The organism is Caballeronia sp. 11_S32 (genome assembly GCF_056930355.1).
In genome coordinates this window covers 1,417,895-1,438,423 of sequence record NZ_JBXOWH010000003.1, presented here as the reverse complement: position 1 = coordinate 1,438,423, position 20,529 = coordinate 1,417,895, and the positions used below count along the sequence as shown (strand labels likewise).

At 64.4% G+C, this 20,529-nt stretch carries 18 protein-coding genes; 8 read left to right on the top strand and 10 right to left on the bottom strand.

Going from position 1 to position 20,529, the window contains the following annotated elements; genetic code table 11:
• Positions 1–200 precede the first annotated feature (200 nt).
• From AC1Z32_RS18305 to AC1Z32_RS18295, 3 genes are read right to left on the bottom strand one after another with little or no spacing between them, the layout of a single operon-like run.
• On the bottom strand, positions 201–1,103 hold the full coding sequence (locus AC1Z32_RS18305) for a class I SAM-dependent methyltransferase (protein WP_483479948.1): 903 nt from the start codon (positions 1,101–1,103) through the stop codon (positions 201–203).
• Complete coding sequence (locus AC1Z32_RS18300) at positions 1,103–1,582, bottom strand: DNA-deoxyinosine glycosylase (protein ID WP_483479947.1); 480 nt, start codon at positions 1,580–1,582, stop codon at positions 1,103–1,105. The genes AC1Z32_RS18305 and AC1Z32_RS18300 overlap by 1 nt, the downstream gene beginning before the upstream one ends.
• A complete protein-coding gene (locus AC1Z32_RS18295; protein WP_483479946.1) occupies positions 1,579–2,220 on the bottom strand; it encodes a chorismate--pyruvate lyase family protein in 642 nt (213 codons plus the stop codon). Before AC1Z32_RS18295 ends, AC1Z32_RS18300 begins: the two co-directional genes overlap by 4 nt.
• A gap of 145 nt (positions 2,221–2,365) precedes the next feature.
• Here AC1Z32_RS18295 and AC1Z32_RS18290 point away from each other — a divergent pair, with 145 nt between their 5' ends.
• On the top strand, positions 2,366–2,623 hold the full coding sequence (locus AC1Z32_RS18290) for a hypothetical protein (protein ID WP_483479945.1): 258 nt from the start codon (positions 2,366–2,368) through the stop codon (positions 2,621–2,623).
• A 59-nt stretch (positions 2,624–2,682) separates the two neighbouring features.
• On the opposite strand, the gene htpG is transcribed toward AC1Z32_RS18290, so the two are convergent.
• Positions 2,683–4,587 (bottom strand): molecular chaperone HtpG, encoded by a 1,905-nt coding sequence (gene htpG / locus AC1Z32_RS18285; protein ID WP_483479944.1) that lies wholly within the window; start codon positions 4,585–4,587, stop codon positions 2,683–2,685.
• A 186-nt stretch (positions 4,588–4,773) separates the two neighbouring features.
• Here htpG and AC1Z32_RS18280 point away from each other — a divergent pair, with 186 nt between their 5' ends.
• Positions 4,774–5,328, top strand: a complete 555-nt coding sequence (locus tag AC1Z32_RS18280; protein ID WP_483479943.1) for a Rhs element Vgr protein — start codon at positions 4,774–4,776, stop codon at positions 5,326–5,328.
• Here AC1Z32_RS18280 and AC1Z32_RS18275 read toward each other — a convergent pair.
• Positions 5,325–6,788, bottom strand: a complete 1,464-nt coding sequence (locus AC1Z32_RS18275) for an aminotransferase-like domain-containing protein (protein WP_483479942.1) — start codon at positions 6,786–6,788, stop codon at positions 5,325–5,327. The genes AC1Z32_RS18280 and AC1Z32_RS18275 overlap by 4 nt on opposite strands.
• Positions 6,789–6,966: 178 nt before the next feature.
• Between AC1Z32_RS18275 and AC1Z32_RS18270 the strand changes: the two genes are divergently transcribed.
• The 6 genes from AC1Z32_RS18270 to AC1Z32_RS18245 all read left to right on the top strand — a co-directional run bounded on the left by AC1Z32_RS18270 (position 6,967) and on the right by AC1Z32_RS18245 (position 14,456).
• Positions 6,967–7,800 carry a VOC family protein gene (locus tag AC1Z32_RS18270; protein ID WP_483479941.1) on the top strand — a complete coding sequence of 278 codons (834 nt, stop codon included), beginning with the start codon at positions 6,967–6,969 and terminating at the stop codon, positions 7,798–7,800.
• A 38-nt stretch (positions 7,801–7,838) separates the two neighbouring features.
• Positions 7,839–8,780 carry a DMT family transporter gene (locus AC1Z32_RS18265; RefSeq protein ID WP_483479940.1) on the top strand — a complete coding sequence of 314 codons (942 nt, stop codon included), beginning with the start codon at positions 7,839–7,841 and terminating at the stop codon, positions 8,778–8,780.
• 84 nt (positions 8,781–8,864) lie between these two features.
• Positions 8,865–10,061 (top strand): aminotransferase-like domain-containing protein, encoded by a 1,197-nt coding sequence (locus AC1Z32_RS18260; protein ID WP_483479939.1) that lies wholly within the window; start codon positions 8,865–8,867, stop codon positions 10,059–10,061.
• Positions 10,062–10,111: 50 nt separating this feature from the next.
• Entirely contained in the window at positions 10,112–10,573 is a 462-nt protein-coding gene (locus AC1Z32_RS18255) for a RidA family protein (RefSeq protein WP_483479938.1), read from the top strand.
• Between the two features lie 84 nt (positions 10,574–10,657).
• Complete coding sequence (locus tag AC1Z32_RS18250; RefSeq protein WP_483479937.1) at positions 10,658–11,548, top strand: PhzF family phenazine biosynthesis protein; 891 nt, start codon at positions 10,658–10,660, stop codon at positions 11,546–11,548.
• Between the two features lie 478 nt (positions 11,549–12,026).
• Entirely contained in the window at positions 12,027–14,456 is a 2,430-nt protein-coding gene (locus AC1Z32_RS18245) for a bifunctional diguanylate cyclase/phosphodiesterase (RefSeq protein WP_483479936.1), read from the top strand.
• A 9-nt stretch (positions 14,457–14,465) separates the two neighbouring features.
• On the opposite strand, the gene AC1Z32_RS18240 is transcribed toward AC1Z32_RS18245, so the two are convergent.
• The 5 genes from AC1Z32_RS18240 to AC1Z32_RS18220 all read right to left on the bottom strand — a co-directional run bounded on the left by AC1Z32_RS18240 (position 14,466) and on the right by AC1Z32_RS18220 (position 20,399).
• On the bottom strand, positions 14,466–14,924 hold the full coding sequence (locus tag AC1Z32_RS18240) for a CopD family protein (protein WP_062602733.1): 459 nt from the start codon (positions 14,922–14,924) through the stop codon (positions 14,466–14,468).
• Positions 14,925–15,184: 260 nt separating this feature from the next.
• On the bottom strand, positions 15,185–15,508 hold the full coding sequence (locus AC1Z32_RS18235; RefSeq protein ID WP_483479935.1) for a helix-turn-helix domain-containing protein: 324 nt from the start codon (positions 15,506–15,508) through the stop codon (positions 15,185–15,187).
• A complete protein-coding gene (locus tag AC1Z32_RS18230) occupies positions 15,501–15,869 on the bottom strand; it encodes a type II toxin-antitoxin system RelE/ParE family toxin (RefSeq protein ID WP_483479934.1) in 369 nt (122 codons plus the stop codon). The genes AC1Z32_RS18235 and AC1Z32_RS18230 overlap by 8 nt, the downstream gene beginning before the upstream one ends.
• 199 nt (positions 15,870–16,068) lie before the next feature.
• Complete coding sequence (parC, locus tag AC1Z32_RS18225; RefSeq protein WP_483479933.1) at positions 16,069–18,387, bottom strand: DNA topoisomerase IV subunit A; 2,319 nt, start codon at positions 18,385–18,387, stop codon at positions 16,069–16,071.
• 32 nt (positions 18,388–18,419) lie between these two features.
• Positions 18,420–20,399 (bottom strand): DNA topoisomerase IV subunit B, encoded by a 1,980-nt coding sequence (locus tag AC1Z32_RS18220; RefSeq protein WP_483479932.1) that lies wholly within the window; start codon positions 20,397–20,399, stop codon positions 18,420–18,422.
• Between the last annotated feature and the right edge of the window lie 130 nt (positions 20,400–20,529).

Here is a 20,529-nt window from a genome sequence, read left to right as displayed (position 1 = left end):
CGTGGTTATTGCGAGCCCGGCGGGATGCCGGTCGTCGGGTAGACGTGCCGCTTAGAGCGTCTCAAAATAACAGAGGGAGTATATGGACCGCCGAAACCCGGTCAAGCAGGGAGAATCCCGACTATTCCGTCGGATTTGAACGTTTTTTGCGAATCGGCCGGAACCCGCGCTCCGGCCTTGGATTTCGACGCTGCGGCCGATCAGATCGAGAACGAGCCGCTCGTCGCGACGCCCGCGCTTTCGGCGAGACCCTTCACCCACTTGCGCGCGGGCAGGCCGAGTTGCGCCTCGATCAGCTTCGCCCGTGTGTTCAGCGCGGCGAACGGCACGTCGAGCGACGGACCCGCGAACGCGAGCGCTACACGATTGCCGTCGTGGACTTCGGGCAACGCGATCACGCGATTGTCGAACGCTTCGTTCAGGTGACGCATATTGCGCACGAAGCTCGGATGATCGCCGAACAGGTTGATCGTGACGACGCCCGCCTGCGGCGTGAGGCACGCGCGGCACGCGCGATAGAACGACACGCTGTCGAGCACGGGACCGCGCGCGGTGGCGTCGTAGAGATCGATCTGCAACGCGCCGGCGGTGCCGTGATTCGCGCGGTCGTTGACGAACTCCCACGCGTCGCGTTCGGTGACGGTGAGGCGTGCGTCGTCGTAGGGAAGCTCGAACATCGCGCGCGCGGCGATCACGACGGCCGGATTCAGTTCGACGGCTTGCACCTTCGCGCGCTTCAGAAAGCGATGGCAGAACTTGGTGAGCGCGGCCGCGCCGAGGCCGAGCTGCACGATGCGCTCCGGCGTTTCGATGAAGAGCAGCCAGGCCATCATCTGCTGCGCGTATTCGAGCTCGATGTGATCGGGCTTTTTCAGACGCATCGCGCCCTGCACCCATTCGGTGCCGAAATGCAGATAGCGCACGCCGCCCTCTTCCGAGAACGTGACGGGCGCGAAGCGCGGCTTGCGGGGCGCGTCGATGCGCGGCGCGTTCGCGAGGTCGTCGCGATCATCGTCGTCACGCTTGCGCTTCGATTTGCTGTTGTCTTTCTTGCGGCTGAACGCGCGAGCTTCCGCCGACGCGCGCTTGATGAGATTCGTCATTATGTGGAGAGGATGTCGCGCCAGATGCGCAATTTTTGATCGAACGAGAGGATAGCATTGGCCGCGCTCGACGACGGCAGCACGAGCGTGGCGTACCCCGCGGCACTCAGCACGGGCGCGAACTTGCCCGAAGTCTTGCCGTTGAAGCACACCTTGCGCAGCTTCGGAAAGCGCGCGTGGAACGCGGCGAAATCGTTGGGCGAGGCGTTGCGGATCGCGCTGTCCAGGCTGCCTTCGCGCTCGCAGGCGGCGAGCACGTCCCACAGGCCGATGCCATGGGCGACGAGACGCGCGAGGCGATCATCGTAGGCGAGCGCGTGCAGATCCTCGCCGATCGTAGCGCCGACGAGCCGCCAGAACTGGTTGCGCGGATGCGCGTAGTACTGCGTCGCCGTGAGCGACGCGACGCCCGGAAAGCTGCCGAGGATGAGCGTGTGCGTCGCTTCATCGCCGACGGGCGCGAATCCGTCGAGCTTCATTTCGCCTCGCCGTGCGCGACGCGCTTCGCATGCGAGCTCAGATGATCGTAGGAACGCGCGTGCTCGCGCCGATGATGGCCGTGCATCGCGGCGAGCTTCGTCCATAGCGCATCGAGCATGCATTCGGTGACCATCAGCGGCGCGTCGTGACGCTTGAATACCGAGCGGCGCGCGACGAGCGCATGCGGCTGTTCGTTCGTTTGCATCGATGCGAGCCGTTGCAGCGGGTGCCGCGCCGTGATTCGCCGGCTCGCGAGCGCCGAACGAGACACGCTGCTGTCGCTATAGAGCAGTTCCGCGAGCGGCCGCGTGCGCAGCCGGCGCATCGATTGCCATACGCCCGTGCTGTGGTCCAGCGCGACGATGCTGTGCGCGACCACGAACGGCACGCCGTCCACTCTCAGCGCGACTTCGCGCACCCACACGGGCGTGCGCGGCGTGATGTCGAGCGAGCGCGCTTCGTCCGGCCAAGGCGTATCGACGGTTTCCCGCGTGACTTCGACCGTTACCGCGCCGAGCGTGCGCAAGTGCGCCGTCAGCGAGCCGCCTCGCGTGAGCCAGTCCTTTTGTGCGTCGGTGAGCGAGGGAAGCGGGACGACGCGCCAGTGGGCGTCGATGGGATCGTTGGGCGTGAGCATGGCGGTGATTATAGGACCGCCAGCGCTTAGGACGATTCGTATGGAATTGGCGCGCTCATCGAAAGAAACTGAGTCGCCGGTCATGCGAGTCGGGTCCGGCCGCGCGCCAGGCGCGCACCCTGGCTCATCACTGAGAGGACATCGAATGTCGGAAAACAAGAAACAGACATCGAAGAAGGTAGCGCATCTCGCGGCCGAAACGCTGCATGACCCGAAGGCATCGGCCATCAAGAAGAGTCTCGCCGCGTCGGCCTTGTCGCAATCGCACACCAAAAAGCAGACGGGCGCCGAGCTGGAGCACAAGGCGAGCGAAGTGCTTCACAGCAGCAAGTATTCCGAAGAAACGAAGACGCTTGCCGCGTCGGTTCTGGCGCAGTCGAACAAGGAACGCAAGCGGAAGTAAAAACGCGCCGCCGGTTCCCCGGCGGCGCGCTCATTGAAAGCGCTCAGACTCGAGCAGACTTACCGCGCCAGCAACAGCGCATTCGTCCGCTTCACGAAGCTCGCCGGATCATCCAGCGCGCCACCTTCGGCGAGCAGGGCCTGATCGAAGAGCAGATGGCACCAGTCGACGAAATTGGCGCTGTCGGCATTCAACGCCTTGACGAGCGGGTGCTCCGGATTCACTTCGAGAATCGGCTCCGCCTGAGGCGCCTTCTGCCCCGCCGCCTTCAGCATGCGTTGCAGATAACCGCTCATGTCGCCTTCATCGGCGACGAGACAGCTCGGCGAATCGGTGAGGCGGAACGTGAGACGCACGTCCTTCGCCTTGCCTTCGAGCGCTTCCTTCATCTTCTCGACGAGCGGCTTCATTTCCTCGCCGACCTTTTCCTGCTGCTGCTTTTCCTCGTCGTCGAGCGCGCCGAGATCGAGGTCGCCGCGCGCGACGCTCTGCAACGGCTTGCCGTCGAACTCGTTCAGGAACGAGAGCATCCATTCGTCGACGCGATCCGTCAGCAGCAACACTTCGACGCCCTTCTTGCGGAACACTTCGAGATGCGGGCTGTTCTTCGCGGCCTGCCAGCTATCGGCGGTGACGTAGTAGATTTTCGTCTGCTCGGGCTTCATGCGCGCGACGTAATCCGCGAGCGACACGTTCTGCTCGTCGGAATCGTTATTCGTCGACGCGAAACGCACCAGCTTCGCGATGCGCTCGCGATTGCCGAAGTCCTCGCCGATGCCTTCCTTCAACACCTGACCGAATTCGTTCCAGAAGGTCGCGTACTTCTGTTTGTCGGCATCTTCGGTGGCTTCCGCCGACGACGTCGCGATCTCTTCGAGCATGGACAGCACGCGCTTGGTCACGCCTTCGCGAATGGCCTTCACATCGCGGCTTTCCTGCAGGAGTTCGCGCGACACGTTAAGCGGCAGATCCGCCGAATCGACCACGCCCTTGACGAAACGCAGATACGCGGGCAGCAGCTGCTCGGCGTCGTCCATGATGAACACACGCTTCACGTACAGCTTGAGGCCGCCGCGATGCTCGCGGTTCCACAGATCGAACGGCGCGTGCTTCGGCACGTAGAGGAGTTGCGTGTACTCGCTGCGGCCTTCGACACGATTGTGCGTCCACGCGAGCGGATCGTCGTGATCGTGCGAGATGTGCTGATAAAACTGCTTGTACTGATCGTCGCTGATGTCGTTCTTCGGACGCGTCCAGAGCGCACTCGCCTGGTTGACGGTTTCGTCCTCGTCCTTCGTGACCATCTCGCTCTTCTCGGCGTCCCATTCTTCCTTCTTCATCAGGATGGGCAGCGCGACGTGATCCGAATATTTCTGGATGATCGACTTGAGCCTGTGCGTGGAGAGCAGCTCGTCCTCGTCGGCGCGCAGATGCAGCGTGATGGTCGTGCCGCGTTGCGCGCGCTCGATGTCCTCGACTTCGAAATCGCCTTCGCCCGCGCTCGTCCAGCGCACGCCCTGGCTTGCCGGCAGGCCCGCGCGGCGCGTCTCGACTGTGATCTTGTCCGCGACGATGAAGCCCGAATAGAAACCGACGCCGAACTGGCCGATAAGCGCCGCGTCCTTCTGCTGGTCGCCGGAGAGCTTCGAGAAGAATTCCTTCGTGCCGGAGCGCGCGATCGTGCCGAGATGCGAAATGGCCTCGTCGCGGCTCATGCCGATGCCGTTGTCGTCGATGGTGACGGTGCGCGCGGCCTTATCGAACGACACGCGAATGCGCAGGTCCGGATCGCTCTCGTACAGCGCGCTGTTCTCGATGGCTTCGAAGCGCAGCTTGTCCGCGGCATCGGATGCGTTGGAAATCAGTTCGCGCAGGAAAATTTCCTTGTTGCTGTAGAGCGAGTGAATCATCAGGTGCAGAAGCTGCTTCACTTCCGCCTGAAAGCTCATGGTTTCTTGCGCCATGGTCGGGTCCTCTGGTGTTGATTTCGTTAGTGCGATCGACTCGGCCGCGCTCGGGTTCGATGATCGGCGACAACCGGTCACGCAGCCAATTCGTCCGAAATAAGGGCGGCCGGGCGATTTTCAAGACCCGGCGCGTCCGGATAAGATGCGTCTCTCCGAACGACCGATCACGCCCGCCCCCCCGCGATGCCGTTCCTGCGCAAACCCGACCGCCACGCCCGCCCGCTCACGCGCGATGAAGCGCGGATGGCGCGCCTCGTGTTCCGCGATGCGATCGACTATGTGGCCGTCAAGGTCCATGCGCGCGCCTATCTCCCGCTCGGCCTGCAGCCGCGGCGCACCGCGATGGCGCCCAACGGCAATCTCTATTTTCCGCGCGGCTGCTTTCAGGACGACTTCTCCGCCTGCGACCTCGGCAATCGCATGTGGTTCATTCACGAGATGACGCATGTATGGCAATTCCAGCTCGGCTATCCGGTGCGGCTGCGCGGCGCGATTCGAATCGGCCTGCCGTACGCGTACACGCTCGCCGATGGCAAGCGTCTCTCCGACTTCAACATGGAAGCGCAAGGCAACCTGCTCGCGGACTATTTCGCGCTGAAATTCTGCGACGGGCAAAGCCGGCTTTATGAACATCGCTACCGGCACATGCCCGGCGCGCTCGCGCTCTACGAAACCGTGCTCGCCGACTTCATCCGCGCGCCCGGCGAGCGGCGCAACCTGCCCGGCCGCGGCCGCTAGGCGCTGCGCCGCGCGGCCTTCTCCAGACAGTTCGAGAGCAATTCGGGCAGCGCCGGATCGCCGCAATTGGCGATATTGAAGCGCATCCACGTCGTCGGCGACTGATGCGGGGAAAACAGGCTGCCGGGCGTCAGAAGAAAACCGGCTTCGTGTCCGGCCGCGGCGAGGCCATCGGAGTCGACGCCCGCATCCGCCCACAGGAACATGCCCGCCGATGGCGTCGAGTACAGCCTGAGCCCCGTTTTTTCCAGCATGCGGGCGGTCTTGTCGCGCACGCCGTCGAGCCGCGCGCGCAAACGCTCGACGTGCCGCCGGTAATGCCCTTCCGTCAGCACCTTGTAGACGACGCGCTCGTTGAGCTCCGGACTCGTCATGCCGACGAGCATCTTCTGGTCGGCGAGCGCCTTCGCCACCTCGGGCGCCGCCGCGATATAGCCGACGCGCAGATTCGCCGCGAGCGTCTTAGAGAAGCTGCCGAGGAAGATCACGCGCTTGAGCTGATCGAGCGAGGCGAGGCGCGTCGCGGGAAAGCCTGTCGGGCAGAGATCGCCGTAGACATCGTCCTCGACGACGATGAAGTCGTACTCCTGCGCGAGCTGCAGGATGCGATACGCCTTCGCTGCCGTCAGCGACGTTCCAGTTGGATTCTGCAGGACCGAATTGATGATCAGCATCTTCGGCCGCCAGGTCGCGACGAGCGTTTCGAGCGCGTCGAGATCCGGGCCGTCCGGCGTGTACGGCATGCCGACGAGCCGCGCGCCCTGCGACGCGAAGCGGCCGAACATCTGGAACCACGCCGGATCGCCGACAATCACCGCATCGCCGGGTTTCACGTAAAGACGCGCGATCAGGTCGATCGCCTGCGTGATGCCCGATACGAGCACGATCTGCCGCGCCGCCGATGCGCCGATCTCCAGTTCCTCCAGCCGCGTCTGCAACTGCTGGCGCAGCGGCAGGAAGCCCTGCGGCGTGCCGAAGCCGAGCATCTGCGCGCCGCTCTGGCGCGATAGCGCGCGCAGCGCGTTGGTGATCAGTTCGCCGTCGAGCCAGCGGCCCGGCAGATAGCCGAGCCCCGGCCCTTTTTCCGGGCTCGACGTATGCAGCATGTTGCGCAGCAGCCAGACCACGTCGATGGTGTTCTGCACCGGCTCGCGCTCCGCCGCGACGGCCGGCGGCTCGCCTTTCGCGACCAGCGCCGGCCCGACGCGTTCGCGCACGTAAAAGCCGGAGCCGCGCCGCGAATCGAGATAGCCGTGCGCGACGAGCCGCTCGTACGCCTCCACGACGGTGAAGCGCGACACGCCCTTGTCGAGCGCAAGCTTGCGGATGGACGGCATGCGCATGCCGGGACGGAACACACGCTCGTCGATGCGGCGGCGGCCCCATTGCACCAGCTGATCGACGAGCGTGAGCTGCGCAGCATCGTGCGGGGCGGGAATCTGGTCGAGCGGAACGGACATGCGGGCCTCCGGTGGACGGCAAGCGCGGCTGTGCGCCGGTAAAAACTGTACCGAATAGTATTGGGCCGATTGTACCGTTACTGTTACGGTGATAGCCGCTACATTTTGCTTTCGGGCTGTCCGGCGCGCGAGACGAAGGCGTTATGCTATCGGCCCTTATTGGCTCGCCTCGCCCGTCATGACCGAACATCGACTCAAACTCGATCACCTGGTGATCGCCGCCCGCACGCTGGAGGAAGGCGCGCAGTTCGTCGCCGCGAAATTTGGCGTCGAAACGGCGCCCGGCGGCGCGCATCCGCTGATGCGCACGCACAACCGGCTGCTGAATCTGTGGGGCGGCGCGTATCTCGAAGTGATCGCGGTCGATCCGCTGGCGGCGCCCGTCGAATTGCCCAGACCGCGTCTCTTCGCGCTCGACGACCCGGCGATGCAGCGCCGTCTCGAAGAGCACGGCCCGCAGCTCGTGCACTGGGTCGCGCGCGTGGACCGGCCGAAGTCGCTCGTGCGCTGGCGTGAGCAGTATCCGGCGCGCATTCCGCCCGTCGCGGCGATGTCGCGCGGCGGCAATACTTGGGGCCTGACCGTCCCCGACGACGGCGCGTTCCCTGCGTGGCAAGGTACAGGCGCGGGCGTCGTGCCGTCGCTGATTCAGTGGGACACGCCGCGCCATCCGAGCGGCGCGCTGCCGGAAACGGGCATCGCGCTGCGCTCGCTGACGGGTTTTCATCCGAACGCGGAGGCCGTCGCGGATCAGCTCGCGTGGCTCGGCGCGACGCATCTGATGCGCGTCGAAGAAACGGCGGGCGCGCCGGTGCTCGTCGCGCAGTTCGATCTGCCGGACGGATCGGTGCTGACGCTCGGAGAATCGGCGGAACAGGCGCGCTCGCGCGAAGAAGAAGCGCAGCAGTCGTCCAGGCGCCGCCGCGCAAAAAAGACGGAAGAAGTGCAACCCGAATCACCCGATACACCCGATACACCCGAATCACCCGAATCACCCGACACACCGCACTGACGCGCCCGCGCGCCAGTCAGACAAGGAGACACCTCACGATGAAGACTCGCGAAACCGAAGGCATGCTGCTCGGCCTGATCGGCGTCGTCATATTCAGCCTGACGCTGCCGATGACGCGCATTGTCGTCGCGGAGGTGCATCCGCTGCTCAACGGCCTCGGGCGCGCGCTCGTCGCGGCGATTCCGGCCGCCGCCCTCCTCGTCTGGCGCCGCGAAAAGCTGCCGACCTGGCCGCAAGTCAAGAGCCTCGCCGTGGTCTCGCTCGGCGTCATCATCGCGTTTCCGGTGTTTTCCGCGTGGGCCATGAAGTCCGTGCCCGCGTCGCACGGCGCGGTCGTCAACGGCTTGCAGCCGCTCTGTGTCGCCATCTATGCCGCGTGGCTTTCGCACGAACGGCCGTCGAAGGCGTTCTGGGCGAGCGCCGTGGCGGGCAGCGCGATCGTCGTCGCGTTCGCGCTGCAGGCGGGCGGCGGGGGCCTCCAGGCGGGCGATCTGCTGATGCTCGTCGCGGTCGGCATCGGCGCGCTCGGCTACGCGGAAGGCGCGCGGCTCGCGCGGCAGATGGGCGGCTGGCAGGTGATCTGCTGGGCGCTCGTGCTCTCCGCGCCGTTCCTGCTGCTGCCGGTCGGCTGGCTCGCGTGGGCGCAACTGTTCGGAAGCCATGCGACGCACCCCGAGCCGCTCGCGCTCAAGACCTGGCTCGCGTTCGGCTATGTCACGCTGTTTTCGCAGTTCGTCGGTTTCTTCGCGTGGTACGCGGGTCTTGCCATGGGCGGCATCGCGCGCGTCGGGCAGGTGCAACTGCTGCAGATCTTCTTCACGATGGCCTTTTCCGCGCTCTTCTTCGGCGAGCACGTGAGCGCGTCGACGTGGCTCTATGCGGCCGCCGTCATCGTGACTGTCGTGCTCGGCCGGAAGGCCGCGGTACGCGCCGCGCCGCAACCGGCAGTGGTCGCGGCGCGCACGACGCACGCAAGATAACGCACTCGCGCGATAATTGACGTTTGCGGCACACTCCGCGATAAAAACCGATCCCGAGACACATCAGAGACCATCGAGGCATTCATGAATCAAGCCGATCTCCGCGCCACGCCGTGGCAACTCTCCGAACGCGCACGCAAGCTCACCAGTTCGGCGATTCGCGAAATCCTGAAGGTCACGGAGCGGCCGGAAGTCATTTCCTTCGCGGGCGGCCTGCCCTCGCCCGCGACGTTTCCCGTCGAGGAAATGCGCCACGCGTCGGAGCGCATCCTGCGCGATCAGCCCGCCGCCGCGCTCCAGTACAGCGCGACCGAAGGCTACATGCCGCTGCGCGAGTGGGTCGCGGCGCGCTATTCGGTGAACGGCGCGCATATCCGCCCAACGCAGGTGCTCATCACGACCGGCTCGCAGCAGGCACTCGATCTGCTCGGCAAGACGCTCGTCGATCCGGGCAGCCGCGTGCTGGTCGAAACGCCGACGTATCTCGGCGCGCTGCAGTCGTTCTCGCTTTTCGAGCCGCACTATGTGCAGGTGCCGACGGATGAATCCGGCCTCATCCCCGAAGCGCTCGACGCCGCGCTCACCGCGAACGCGCGCCTGCTCTACGCGCAGCCGAACTTCCAGAATCCGACCGGCCGCCGCCTGCCGCTCGAACGCCGCCGCGCGCTCGCCGCGTTCGCGCAGAAAGCATCGTTCCCGGTGATCGAGGACGATCCCTACGGCGCGCTCGATTACGCCGGCGCCCCGCTGCCCACATTGCTCTCGATGGCGCCCGATCACATCGTCCATCTCGGCTCGTTCTCGAAAGTGCTCGCGCCGGGCCTGCGCGTGGGCTACATCATCGCGCCCGAGGAACTGCACTTCAAACTCGTGCAGGCCAAGCAGGCGACCGATCTGCACACGCCGAGCCTCACGCAGCGCATCGTCTACGAAGTCGTGAAGGACGGCTTCCTCGATCAGCACGTGCCGACCATCCGCGCGCTCTATCGCGACCAATGTCACGCGATGCTCGACGCGCTGGAACGCCACATGCCCGCCGGAGTCGAATGGAACCGTCCGGAAGGCGGCATGTTCGTGTGGGTCAAGCTGCCGAAGCACGTCAATTCGATGAAGCTGCTGGAGCAGGCGATCGCGCAGAACGTGGCCTTCGTGCCGGGCGGTCCGTTCTTCGCGAACGAGGCCGAGCACAATACGATGCGCCTGTCGTTCGTCACGGTGCCGCCCGCGACGATCGACGAAGGCGTGGCGAAGCTCGGCGCGCTGATCCGCGCGAGCATCTGATTCTCCGGGGCGCATCAGCGCCTCTTTCGCATCTTTTTCAGGAGCAACCGATGGCATCCAATGTCTACGACAAGCTGAAGGAACTCGGCATCGACCTGCCCGCCGCGGGCGCACCCGCCGCCGCTTATGTAATGAGCGCGCAGAGCGGCAACACCGTGTATCTCTCGGGACACATCGCGAAGAAGGACGGCAAGGTGCATGTCGGCAAGCTCGGCGCCAACATCTCGACGGAAGAAGGCAAGGCCGCGGCGCGCAGCGTCGCTATCGACCTGATCGCGACGCTGCACGCGCACGTCGGCGATCTGAACCGCGTGAAGCGCATCGTCAAGGTGATGAGCCTCGTGAACTCGACGCTCGAGTTCACCGAGCAGCACATCGTCACGAACGGCGCGTCCGAGCTCATCGCGGAAGTCTTCGGCGATGCGGGCAAACATGCGCGCTCGGCGTTCGGCGTCGCGCAGATTCCGCTCGGCGCGTGCGTCGAAATCGAGCTGATCGCGGAAGTGGCGTAACGCGCGTCCTTGCCGCCTGAAAGTGAAGCCCGACGCGTTGCGCGCGTCGGGCTTTTTTTATCTTGAAAACGAGAAAAAAAACTCATGTCTTCGCGCACGGTTCAGTTCAAGCAGGTCGATGTATTCACGCCAGTTCCGTTCAAGGGCAATCCGCTCGCGGTGATCTTCGACGCCGAAGGGCTCTCGACGGAGCGCATGCAGGCGATCGCGCGCTGGACCAATCTGTCGGAGACGGCGTTTCTCATGCCGCCAACCGATCCGCGCGCCGACTATCGCGTGCGCATTTTCACGACGGCGGTCGAGCTGCCCTTCGCCGGTCATCCGACGCTCGGCAGCGCGCACGCGCTCATCGACAGCGGCTACACGCCGAAGACGCCGGGCCGGCTCGTGCAGGAATGCGGCGTCGGGCTGGTGACGCTCGCCGAGCGCGAGAACGGCGAGTGGGCGTTCGCCGCGCCGCTAGCAAGCATCGTGCCGCTGACCGACGCGCAGAACGCGCGCCTCGCCGCCGCTCTCGGGCCGGCCGTAATCGATTTCAGCGCGCCGCCCGCCGCCGTGAACAACGGCGCGCCGTGGCTCGTCGTGCGCGTGCAGGACGCGGCGCAATGTCTCACGATGTCGCTGCAGGGCCGCGCGCGCGAGGCGCTCGAAGCGCTCGTCGCGGAAGTGCGCACGCACGGCATCGCCGTCTATGGACCGCACGAACCGGGCGGGCCCGCGACCTTCGAGTTGCGCGTGACGCTGCTCGGCGCGGAGAATATCGAGGATCCGGTCACGGGCAGCGCGAACGCGGCGCTGGCGACATTGCTGAGCGCGCAAGGCCGGCGGCCGGGCAACGCCTTCACCGTGCGGCAAGGCACGGCGCTCGGACGCGACGGCCGCGTGAGCATCGCCTACGACGACGAAACGAGCGGCGCTCCGATCTGGATCGGCGGCTCGTCGGTAACCGTGATCGACGGCACATTCTGCCTCTGAAACAATGACCTACGCGCGTCCGCCCGCCGCGCGTATACCCCCAAGCGCGGCCCCTTTCTTAATCTCGGCGGCTTCGCTAATATCTGAACAATCGGGGATCAGATAGCAACGCGGTTCACTTCGGCAGACGGCCAGGGCGTCGTGAAGGTGAATCGCTTGCACCGCAGCGCAAACGTATGCCTTTAACGACACCGAATGCTCGTCGTCTCGCTCATGGCGGAGTTCGGGCGCTGCCGCACGAATCGGCTCGTGGAACGGCCGTTGCGCTGCCTGTTGACGTCGATCGGGACGTGGATCGGAATCTGGACCGGGCCGTGGATCGAACCCCGGACAGACTATCCCCCGACCGTCCGCTGCGCGCCTCGCACGGTATATTCACTCGTTTCGGCCGAACGCCTCACGACATGCATCGCTTCATCCAATTCGCGCAGTTCGCAGCACGTCACGCGCTACGCGATCCAGTGCGCGGGAACGCGCCATGAAGCATTCCCGCTCGCAGGCCTTCGCCGACACCGTTCTCGGCGCGCCGTCGGCGCGGCGCCGGCGCGCGTTGCTGGCCATTCCCGTTCTCGGCACCTTCGTGCTCGCGCTCTTGTGGGCGGTGATCTTCGCGCGGCTCTCCGTCGAGCGCGAGGCGACGACGCATGAATCGATGGCCTCCGCCGCCATTCTCTCGTCGGCGCTAGAGCAGCACACCATCAAGGCAATTCATCAGGTCGACCAGATCACGCGCTTCGTCAAATACGAGTACGAGAAGTCGCCCGAGAATTTCGATCTGATCGCGACCGTCGAAAAAGGCGTCGTGCAGAGCGACACGCTCGTGCAAGTGTCGCTGATCGACGAATACGGCACGCTCGTCGCGAATACGTCGGACCCGCATCCGAAACCCATCGACCTGTCCGATCGCGAGCACTACAAGGTCCACGCGCACTCCAACGACGACCTGCTCTACATCAGCCGCCCCGTGCGCGGGCGCGTATCGGGGCTCTGGACGCTGCAGATCACGCGGCGGCTCAATCATCCGGACGGCTCGTTCGCGGGCGTCGTGGTCGTGTCGGAGAATCCGGCCTATTTCACGAGCGACTTCTACAACGTCGCGTCGATCGGTCATGAAGGCGTGATCGCCGTCGTGTCCGACAACGGCGCCGTGCTCGCGCGCAGCACGGGCGGCAGCCTCGCCGAGAATGCCGCGGCCAATGCGGTCGCAAGAGGCAGCGCGCGCAATCCGACTGCCGAGCACGCGCACGGGGAGTTCAGCGCGAGCGGCGTGTATCCGACGACGGACCACGCGTCGGGCATCTATGTCGATCCGATCGATCACGTGAAGCGCATCGTGTCGTACCGGCATATCGACGGCTATCCGCTCGGCGTGCTCGTCGGCCTCTCCGAACGCGAGGAGATGACCGATTACAACCACACGCGCAATGTTTATCTGCTGATGGCGGTGTTCATCTCGCTCGCCATGCTCGGCTTTTTCGCGGTGGCAACGGGTCTGATCGGCAAGCTGCTCGGACGCGAGCGCGAGATGACGCATCTCGTCGAGTACGACCTGCTCACCGGCCTGCGCAACCGCTACTCGACGCTGCGCGCGCTCAGGCACGACGTGGCGCAACCGGAGAATATCGGACGGCTCGCGCTGCTTTTCATCGACCTCGACAATTTCAAGACGGTGAACGACACGCTCGGTCACAACGCCGGCGACATCGTTCTGCAGATGACGGCCTCGCGGCTTGCGGAGACGGTCGGGCAAAGCGGCACGCTCTCGCGTATCGGCGGCGATGAGTTCGTTGTCGTGGTGAAGGGCGACGATGTCGAGCAGCGCGCCGTCACGCTCGCCAACGACATCTCGACGATGTTCGCCACGCCCTTCGACGTGCGCGGCAGCGCGTTCGTGCTGCACGCGAGCATCGGCATTGCGCTCTTCTCGGTCTCGAACGAAAGCGAGATCGACCTGCTGAAGAAGGCCGACCTCGCGATGTACAGCGCGAAGGACGCGGGCCGGAACTGCTATCAGTTCTATTCGCCGCAGTTGTCGCATCGCGCGGATCATCTGATGAAGTGGGAGCAGCAACTGCGCGTCGCGCTCACCGAGCGGCAGCTTTTCCTCGTGTATCAGCCGAAGATCGATCTGACGCGCCGCTGCATCACCGGCTTCGAGGCGCTCGTGCGCTGGAATCATCCGCAGCACGGGCTCATTCCAGCGAACGAATTCATTCCGGTGGCGGAATCCACCGGGCTGATCGTTGCGGTCGGCGATTTCGTGATTCATACCGCGTGCATGGAGCTCGCGCAGTGGCAGCGCGACGGCTATACGGGCCTGTCGCTCGCGGTGAACATCTCGGCCGTGCAGTTCTGGCGCGGCGACTTGCTGGAGACGGTCGCGCGCGCGATCGAGGCAAGCGGCATTCCGCCCGACAAGCTCGAGCTCGAAATCACCGAAACGGTGATGGTCGAATATCCGGAGCTCGTGCAGGAGAAGATCATCGCGCTGAAGCGGCTGGGCGTGCGCATCGCGCTCGATGACTTCGGCACGGGGTATTCGTCGCTGTCGTATCTCAACCGCTTTTCGGTCGATACGCTCAAGGTGGATCGCTCGTTCATCCAGGCGATTCCCGAGGACCGCAGCGTGTGCGTGATGGTGTCCGCGATCGTCAATCTGGCGCGCTCACTGGGGCTGACGGTCGTCGTGGAAGGCACGGAGCGGGAGGAGCAGATTTCGTGGCTGGCCGCGCTCGGGCCTGTGGAAGCGCAAGGTTTCCTGTTTTCGCGGCCCGTGCCGGCGGACGGCGTGCAGGCGCTGCTCGATCGCTTCGGTGTGTGCGGATGGCCGCGCGGGCAGTCGCCGCGATCGCGCAAGGACGCCGGTCAGGAGTCGAGCACCGCGCTCACCGATGAGCGCGGCGGGTGATTCAGACGTTCAGAGCCCGCGTGACAGAACCGCCGTGCCGATCGTCACCACGCCGAGCACGAGATTGATCACGACGAGGCGTCGCACGGTTCCCACCGCTCTCGCCCCGTCGGGCCAGTTCTGCGCCTGCACCGCGCGGCGGATGCGCGGAAACACCGCGAAGCGGATATGCCCGAAGATCAGCATCATCACGATGCCGAGCCCGGCCATCGCGTGCAGCGGCCAGGCGGCGTGACCGCCGCCGAACTGCATCAGCAGGAAGCCGCCGGTGAGCAGGATCACGAGCACCGCGCCCGCCACCCAGTTGAAGAAGCGCGCGAAAACCGACTCCCAAAGCGGCAGACGCAGTTGCGGCGTGAGATCGCCGAGCGCGGGACGCAGGCAGAAATGCGCGAAGACCATGCCGCCTATCCAAACGGCTACGCCGAGCAGATGCAGAAAGAGCGCCGCTTCGATGGCTTTGTTCATTGGGGATTCCGGGGAGATCTGAGTTGTCGAGTGCCGGCGAGCACATGACTAGGAATGCGCGACGGGTAAGGAGTTCCCGATTTTGCGGATTTTGTTGGCCGCTATATACCGACGGCAGTCGGGCGTTTTAGTGCAGACGCCAACGCGGCCGCAAAGGCTTCTCAAGGAATCGGATTATTCGCCTCCCTAAAGATCGGGCAGATGCGATCTCTTAATGCGCGGATGAAACACGGCGATATGAACTGTCCGGCTGAAAGCCGCTATGCCGCAAAAACCACTTCCACGCGTCCCGGCTTGGCCGAGCGCCGCGGCGGACCCACGACAATCTGCACGTTGCGACCAAGGCGCGCGAGCAACTCGAGCATCTTCGCTTCGCTCACTCCACGAAACTGGCCCCGCAGCAGTTGCGAAAGCTTCGGCTGACTGATGCCCAGAACGTCGGCCGCCCTCTGTTGGGTCCAGCGCCGAGCCTTGATGATTTCACCGATCTTGCCGGCGAGTTGCGCCTTGACGCGCATTTCGTCGGCGTTGGGAATCGCAAGATCGGCGTATACGTTGCCGCTGCCTTCTTCGATTTCAATCATTGCCCTCTCCTGCCGCATGAGTTTGCGCCGCTTTCAGTCGCGCACGGATCATATCCATATCCGGTTTCGGCGTGGCGATTCCAGACACCGACTTCTTTTGGAAACAGTGCAATACATACACGGCACACTCGAGCCTCACCGTATAGACCGCACGATAAGTGCCTTCATGTGTCGATTCCACCACCTCGAGCACGCCCGCGGATCCGAAACCCTTCAACGGCTTCGCCTGCTCGTGCTTCCTGCCAGACTGCGCCTGATGCAGCGCAAAACCGAACGTGTCCTGCACGTCCGCGGGCATTGCTTTCAGGTCTCGCTTTGCGGAACCCACCCAGCGCAACGGCTTGACTTCCCGTTCTTCCATGATTCAATTCAGATTATACCTATTTGGGAATATTGGCAGTTTGCTTGTCTTCCGCCTCCGGTCGAAAGCTTGTCCGCTAAGGGCACGCGGTGAAATGATTAATCTCTGAATCTGGAGACGAAAATCGAAGGACGAAAAAAAGCCCGCACGAAGCGGGCTTTTCAGATTACAGGCGGGCATCAGTGATTCCGCCTAGACGTCACTCCTCGAACACCGGCCGCAAATCCGTCACCTTCAACGACGAATCCGGCGCACGCCCCTTCCTCGCGCGCTTGCCCAGATGCAGTTGCAACTGCGAACCCGCGAGCTTCTCATCCTTCACCTTTCCGCCACGCCCGGTGCCGATCATCACGACACCGCGCGCATCGATGGCGAGCGCCTGGCGCAGCGTCTCCTTCGAATCGAGGCCCATCAGAATGACGCCGCGTCCGCCGCCCGACAGCGTCTTCATCTCGTCCATGCCGAACACGAGCAGACGCCCCGTGTTCGACAGACACGCAACATAGGTCGCGCCGGGAACGACAGGCATCGGTGCGAGCGGCGCGCAACCTTCGTCGATCGTCATGAACGCCTTGCCGGCCTTCTGGCGGCTGATGAGATCGCCCAGCTTCGCGATGAACCCGAAACCATTGCTCGATGCAAGCAGCAGTTGCTGCTCGGCATTCGCCGCGAAGTAATGCAGCAGATGCGTGCCCGATTCGAGCTCGATCAGCGACGTCACCGGCACGCCATCGCCGCGCCCGCCCGGCAGCGCCGACACCGGCACCGAATACACGCGCCCCTTGCTGCCCCACGCGACGAGCGAATCCGGCGTTCGCGCCTGGAACGCCGCGTAGAGCCCGTCGCCCTGCTTGAACGTGAAGCCCGCCGGATCGAGCCCATGGCCCTTCAGCGCGCGCACCCAGCCCTTCTGCGACACGACGACCGTCACGGGCTCGTCGACAACACGCGCCTCGAACGTCGCGCGCGTGGCCTGCTGAATCAGCGTGCGGCGATCGTCGCCGAACTGCTTCGCATCGGCTTCGATTTCCTTGATGAGCAGACGCTTCATCGCGGCATCGCTGTTGAGCAGCTCTTCGAGCTTCGTCTTTTCGTCGCGCAGCTCGGACAGCTCCTGCTCGATCTTGATCGCCTCCAGCCGCGCCAGCTGACGCAGACGGATTTCGAGGATGTCCTCCGCCTGCCGGTCGGAGAGTTTGAAGCGCGCGATCAGCGCCTGCTTCGGCTCCTCGGACTCGCGAATGATGCGAATGACTTCATCGATATTCAGGAAGACGATCATTCGCCCTTCGAGAATATGGATGCGGTCGTTCACCTTGCCGAGGCGATGCTGCGTGCGGCGCGTGACCGTCACGAAGCGGAAGCCGACCCACTCGTGCAGGATTTCGACGATGCCCTTCTGACGCGGACGTCCGTCCGCGCCGATCATCACGAGGTTGATCGTCGCGTTCGACTCGAGGCTCGTATGCGCGAGCAGCGAATTGACGAACTCGGTCTGATCGATGCGGCTCGACTTCGGCTCGAACACGAGACGCACGGGCGCGTCCTTGCCGGACTCGTCGCGCACGGCGTCGAGCAGGCCGAGCAGCGTCTGCTTGGTCTGGACCTGCTCGGGCGTGAGCGTCTTCTTGCCGAGCTTGATCTTCGGGTTGGTGAGTTCCTCGATTTCCTCGAGCACTTTCTGGCTCGACACGCCCGGTGGCAATTCCGTGATGACAGCCTGCCACTGTCCGCGCGCGAGATCCTCGATCTTCCAGCGCGCGCGCACCTTCAGGCTGCCGCGGCCGGTCTCGTACGCCGCCGAGATTTCCGCGGGCGACGAGATGATCTGGCCGCCGCCAGGGAAGTCCGGCCCGGGCAGCTTTTCCATCAGACCGGCGTGGCCGATCTTCGGATCGCGGATCATCGCGACGGCGGCCGTCGCGACTTCGCGCAGATTGTGCGACGGAATTTCCGTCGCGAGACCCACCGCGATGCCCGACGCGCCATTCAGCAACAGGAACGGCAAGCGCGCGGGCAAGAGCTTCGGCTCTTCGAACGAGCCGTCGTAGTTCGGCATGAAATCGACCGTGCCCTGATCGATTTCGTCGAGCAGCAAGCGCGCGATCGGCGTGAGGCGCGCCTCGGTATAGCGCATGGCCGCGGCACCGTCGCCGTCGCGCGAGCCGAAGTTGCCCTGACCGTCGATGAGCGGATAGCGCATCGAAAAATCCTGCGCGAGACGCACGAGCGCGTCGTATGCCGATTGATCGCCGTGCGGGTGATATTTGCCCAGCACGTCGCCGACCACGCGCGCCGACTTCACCGGCTTCGCGTTGGATGCGAGGCCCATCTCGCTCATCGCGTAGAGAATGCGGCGCTGCACGGGCTTTTGACCGTCGCAGACATCGGGCAGCGCGCGGCCCTTCACCACGCTCACCGCGTAGTCGAGATAAGCGCGTTCGGCGTAATCGCCGAGCGTGAGTTGTTCGCCGTCCGGTGCGGTCTGTTCGGCGAAGAGATCGTCTGTGATTCCCATCGAATATCCGTTGTGCGTTGCTTAAGTCGAGCTCAAATGTCCGCTTCGACTTCGTTGCCCTTCTCTTCGAGCCAGCTTCGGCGCGATGCCGCTTCGCCCTTGCCCATCAGCATCGTCATGCGCGACACCGTGAGATCGAAGCCGAGATCGCCGAGACTCACCGGCAGAAGGCGGCGCGTATCGGGGTTCATCGTCGTGTCCCAGAGCTGTTCCGCGCTCATTTCGCCGAGACCCTTGAAGCGGCTGATGGTCCACGCGGTTTCGCGCACGCCGTCCTTGCGCAGCTTGTCGAGGATCGCTTCGAGCTCGCCTTCGTCGAGCGCATAGAGCTTCTGCGCGGGCTTCTTGCCGCGCGCGGGGGCATCGACGCGAAAGAGCGGCGGACGCGCGACGCACACATGGCCGCGTTCGATCAGTTGCGGGAAGTGCTTGAAAAAGAGCGTGAGCAGCAAGACCTGGATGTGCGCGCCGTCGACGTCTGCATCGGAAAGAATGCAGATCTTTCCGTAGCGCAGGTTCGACAGATCGATCTGGTCGTCGGGACCATGCGGATCGACGCCGATCGCCACCGCGATGTCATGCACTTCGTTGTTCGCGAAAAGCCGGTCGCGCTCGGTTTCCCACGTGTTCAGCACCTTGCCGCGCAACGGAAGGATGGCCTGGAACTCCTTGTCGCGGCCCATCTTCGCGGAGCCGCCCGCCGAGTCGCCCTCGACGAGAAAGAGCTCGTTGCGCGCGATATCCGTGGATTCGCAATCGGTGAGCTTGCCCGGCAGCACGGCCACGCCCGAACTCTTTTTCTTCTCGATCTTCTGGCCGGCGCGCGTGCGCGCCTGCGCCTGACGGATCACGAGTTCCGCGAGCTTCTTGCCGTACTCGACATGCTGATTCAGCCACAACTCGAGCGCGGGCCGCGAGAACGACGACACGAGCTTCACGGCATCCCGGCTGTTGAGACGTTCCTTGATCTGCCCCTGGAACTGCGGATCGAGCACCTTCGCCGACAGCACGAAGGAAACACGCGCGAACACGTCTTCCGCGAGCAGCTTCACGCCCTTCGGCTGCAGATTATGAATCTCGACGAAGTTCTTCACCGCCTGGAAGAGACCGTCGCGCAGGCCGGATTCGTGCGTGCCGCCCGCGGGCGTCGGGATGAGGTTCACATAGGATTCACGCAGGAGCGTGCCTTCCTCGCTCCACGCGACGACCCACGATGCGCCCTCGCCTTCCGCGAACGTTTCCTCGGTGTTCTTCGAGCTTTCGGCGTAGCGCTCGCCTTCGAACAGGGGAATCAGCAGTTCGCTGCCGCCCATGCCTTCGAGCAGATAACCGCGCAGGCCGTCTTCGTACTTCCATGTCTGACGCTCGCCCGTCTTCTCGATGACGAGCACCACTTCGACGCCCGGCAGCAGCACGGCCTTCGAGCGCAGGAGCCGCTGCAATTCGCCGAGCGGCAGATTCGCGGAATCGAAGTACTTCGGGTTAGGCCATGCGCGCACGCGCGTGCCGCTCTTCTTCTCGCCGCGTTCGGGTGAACGCGTCGTGAGTTGCTCGACGACATCGCCATTGGAGAACGCGAGCTGCGCGACCTTGTTGTCGCGCCAGACGGTCACTTCGAGACGCGTCGCGAGCGCGTTCGTCACCGACACGCCGACGCCGTGCAGACCGCCCGAAAACGTATAGGCGCCGCCCGCGGCTTTATCGAACTTGCCGCCCGCGTGCAGCCGCGTGAACACGATTTCGACGACCGGCACGCCTTCTTCCGGATGCAGGCCGAACGGAATGCCGCGGCCATCGTCCTCGACGGACACGGAGTTGTCATTGTGCAGCGTGACCGTGATCTGCCTGCCGTAGCCGCCGAGGGCTTCGTCGGAGGCGTTGTCGATCACTTCCTGAATGATGTGCAGCGGATTCTCGGTCCGCGTGTACATGCCGGGCCGCTGCTTGACCGGCTCCAGGCCCTTGAGCACCTTGATCGATGCTTCGCTGTAGCCGGCTGCCTTGGCGTTCATGACAAGGCGTTTGCCTCGTTCCGTTCCTGTCGCCATTGCGCTGGATTTTTTCGTGGACATAGTTGAACGTTGATCCGGCTCTCGGGCGCGCTCGCGGGGAATGCCACAACGCAACGCCCGATAGGCCGGC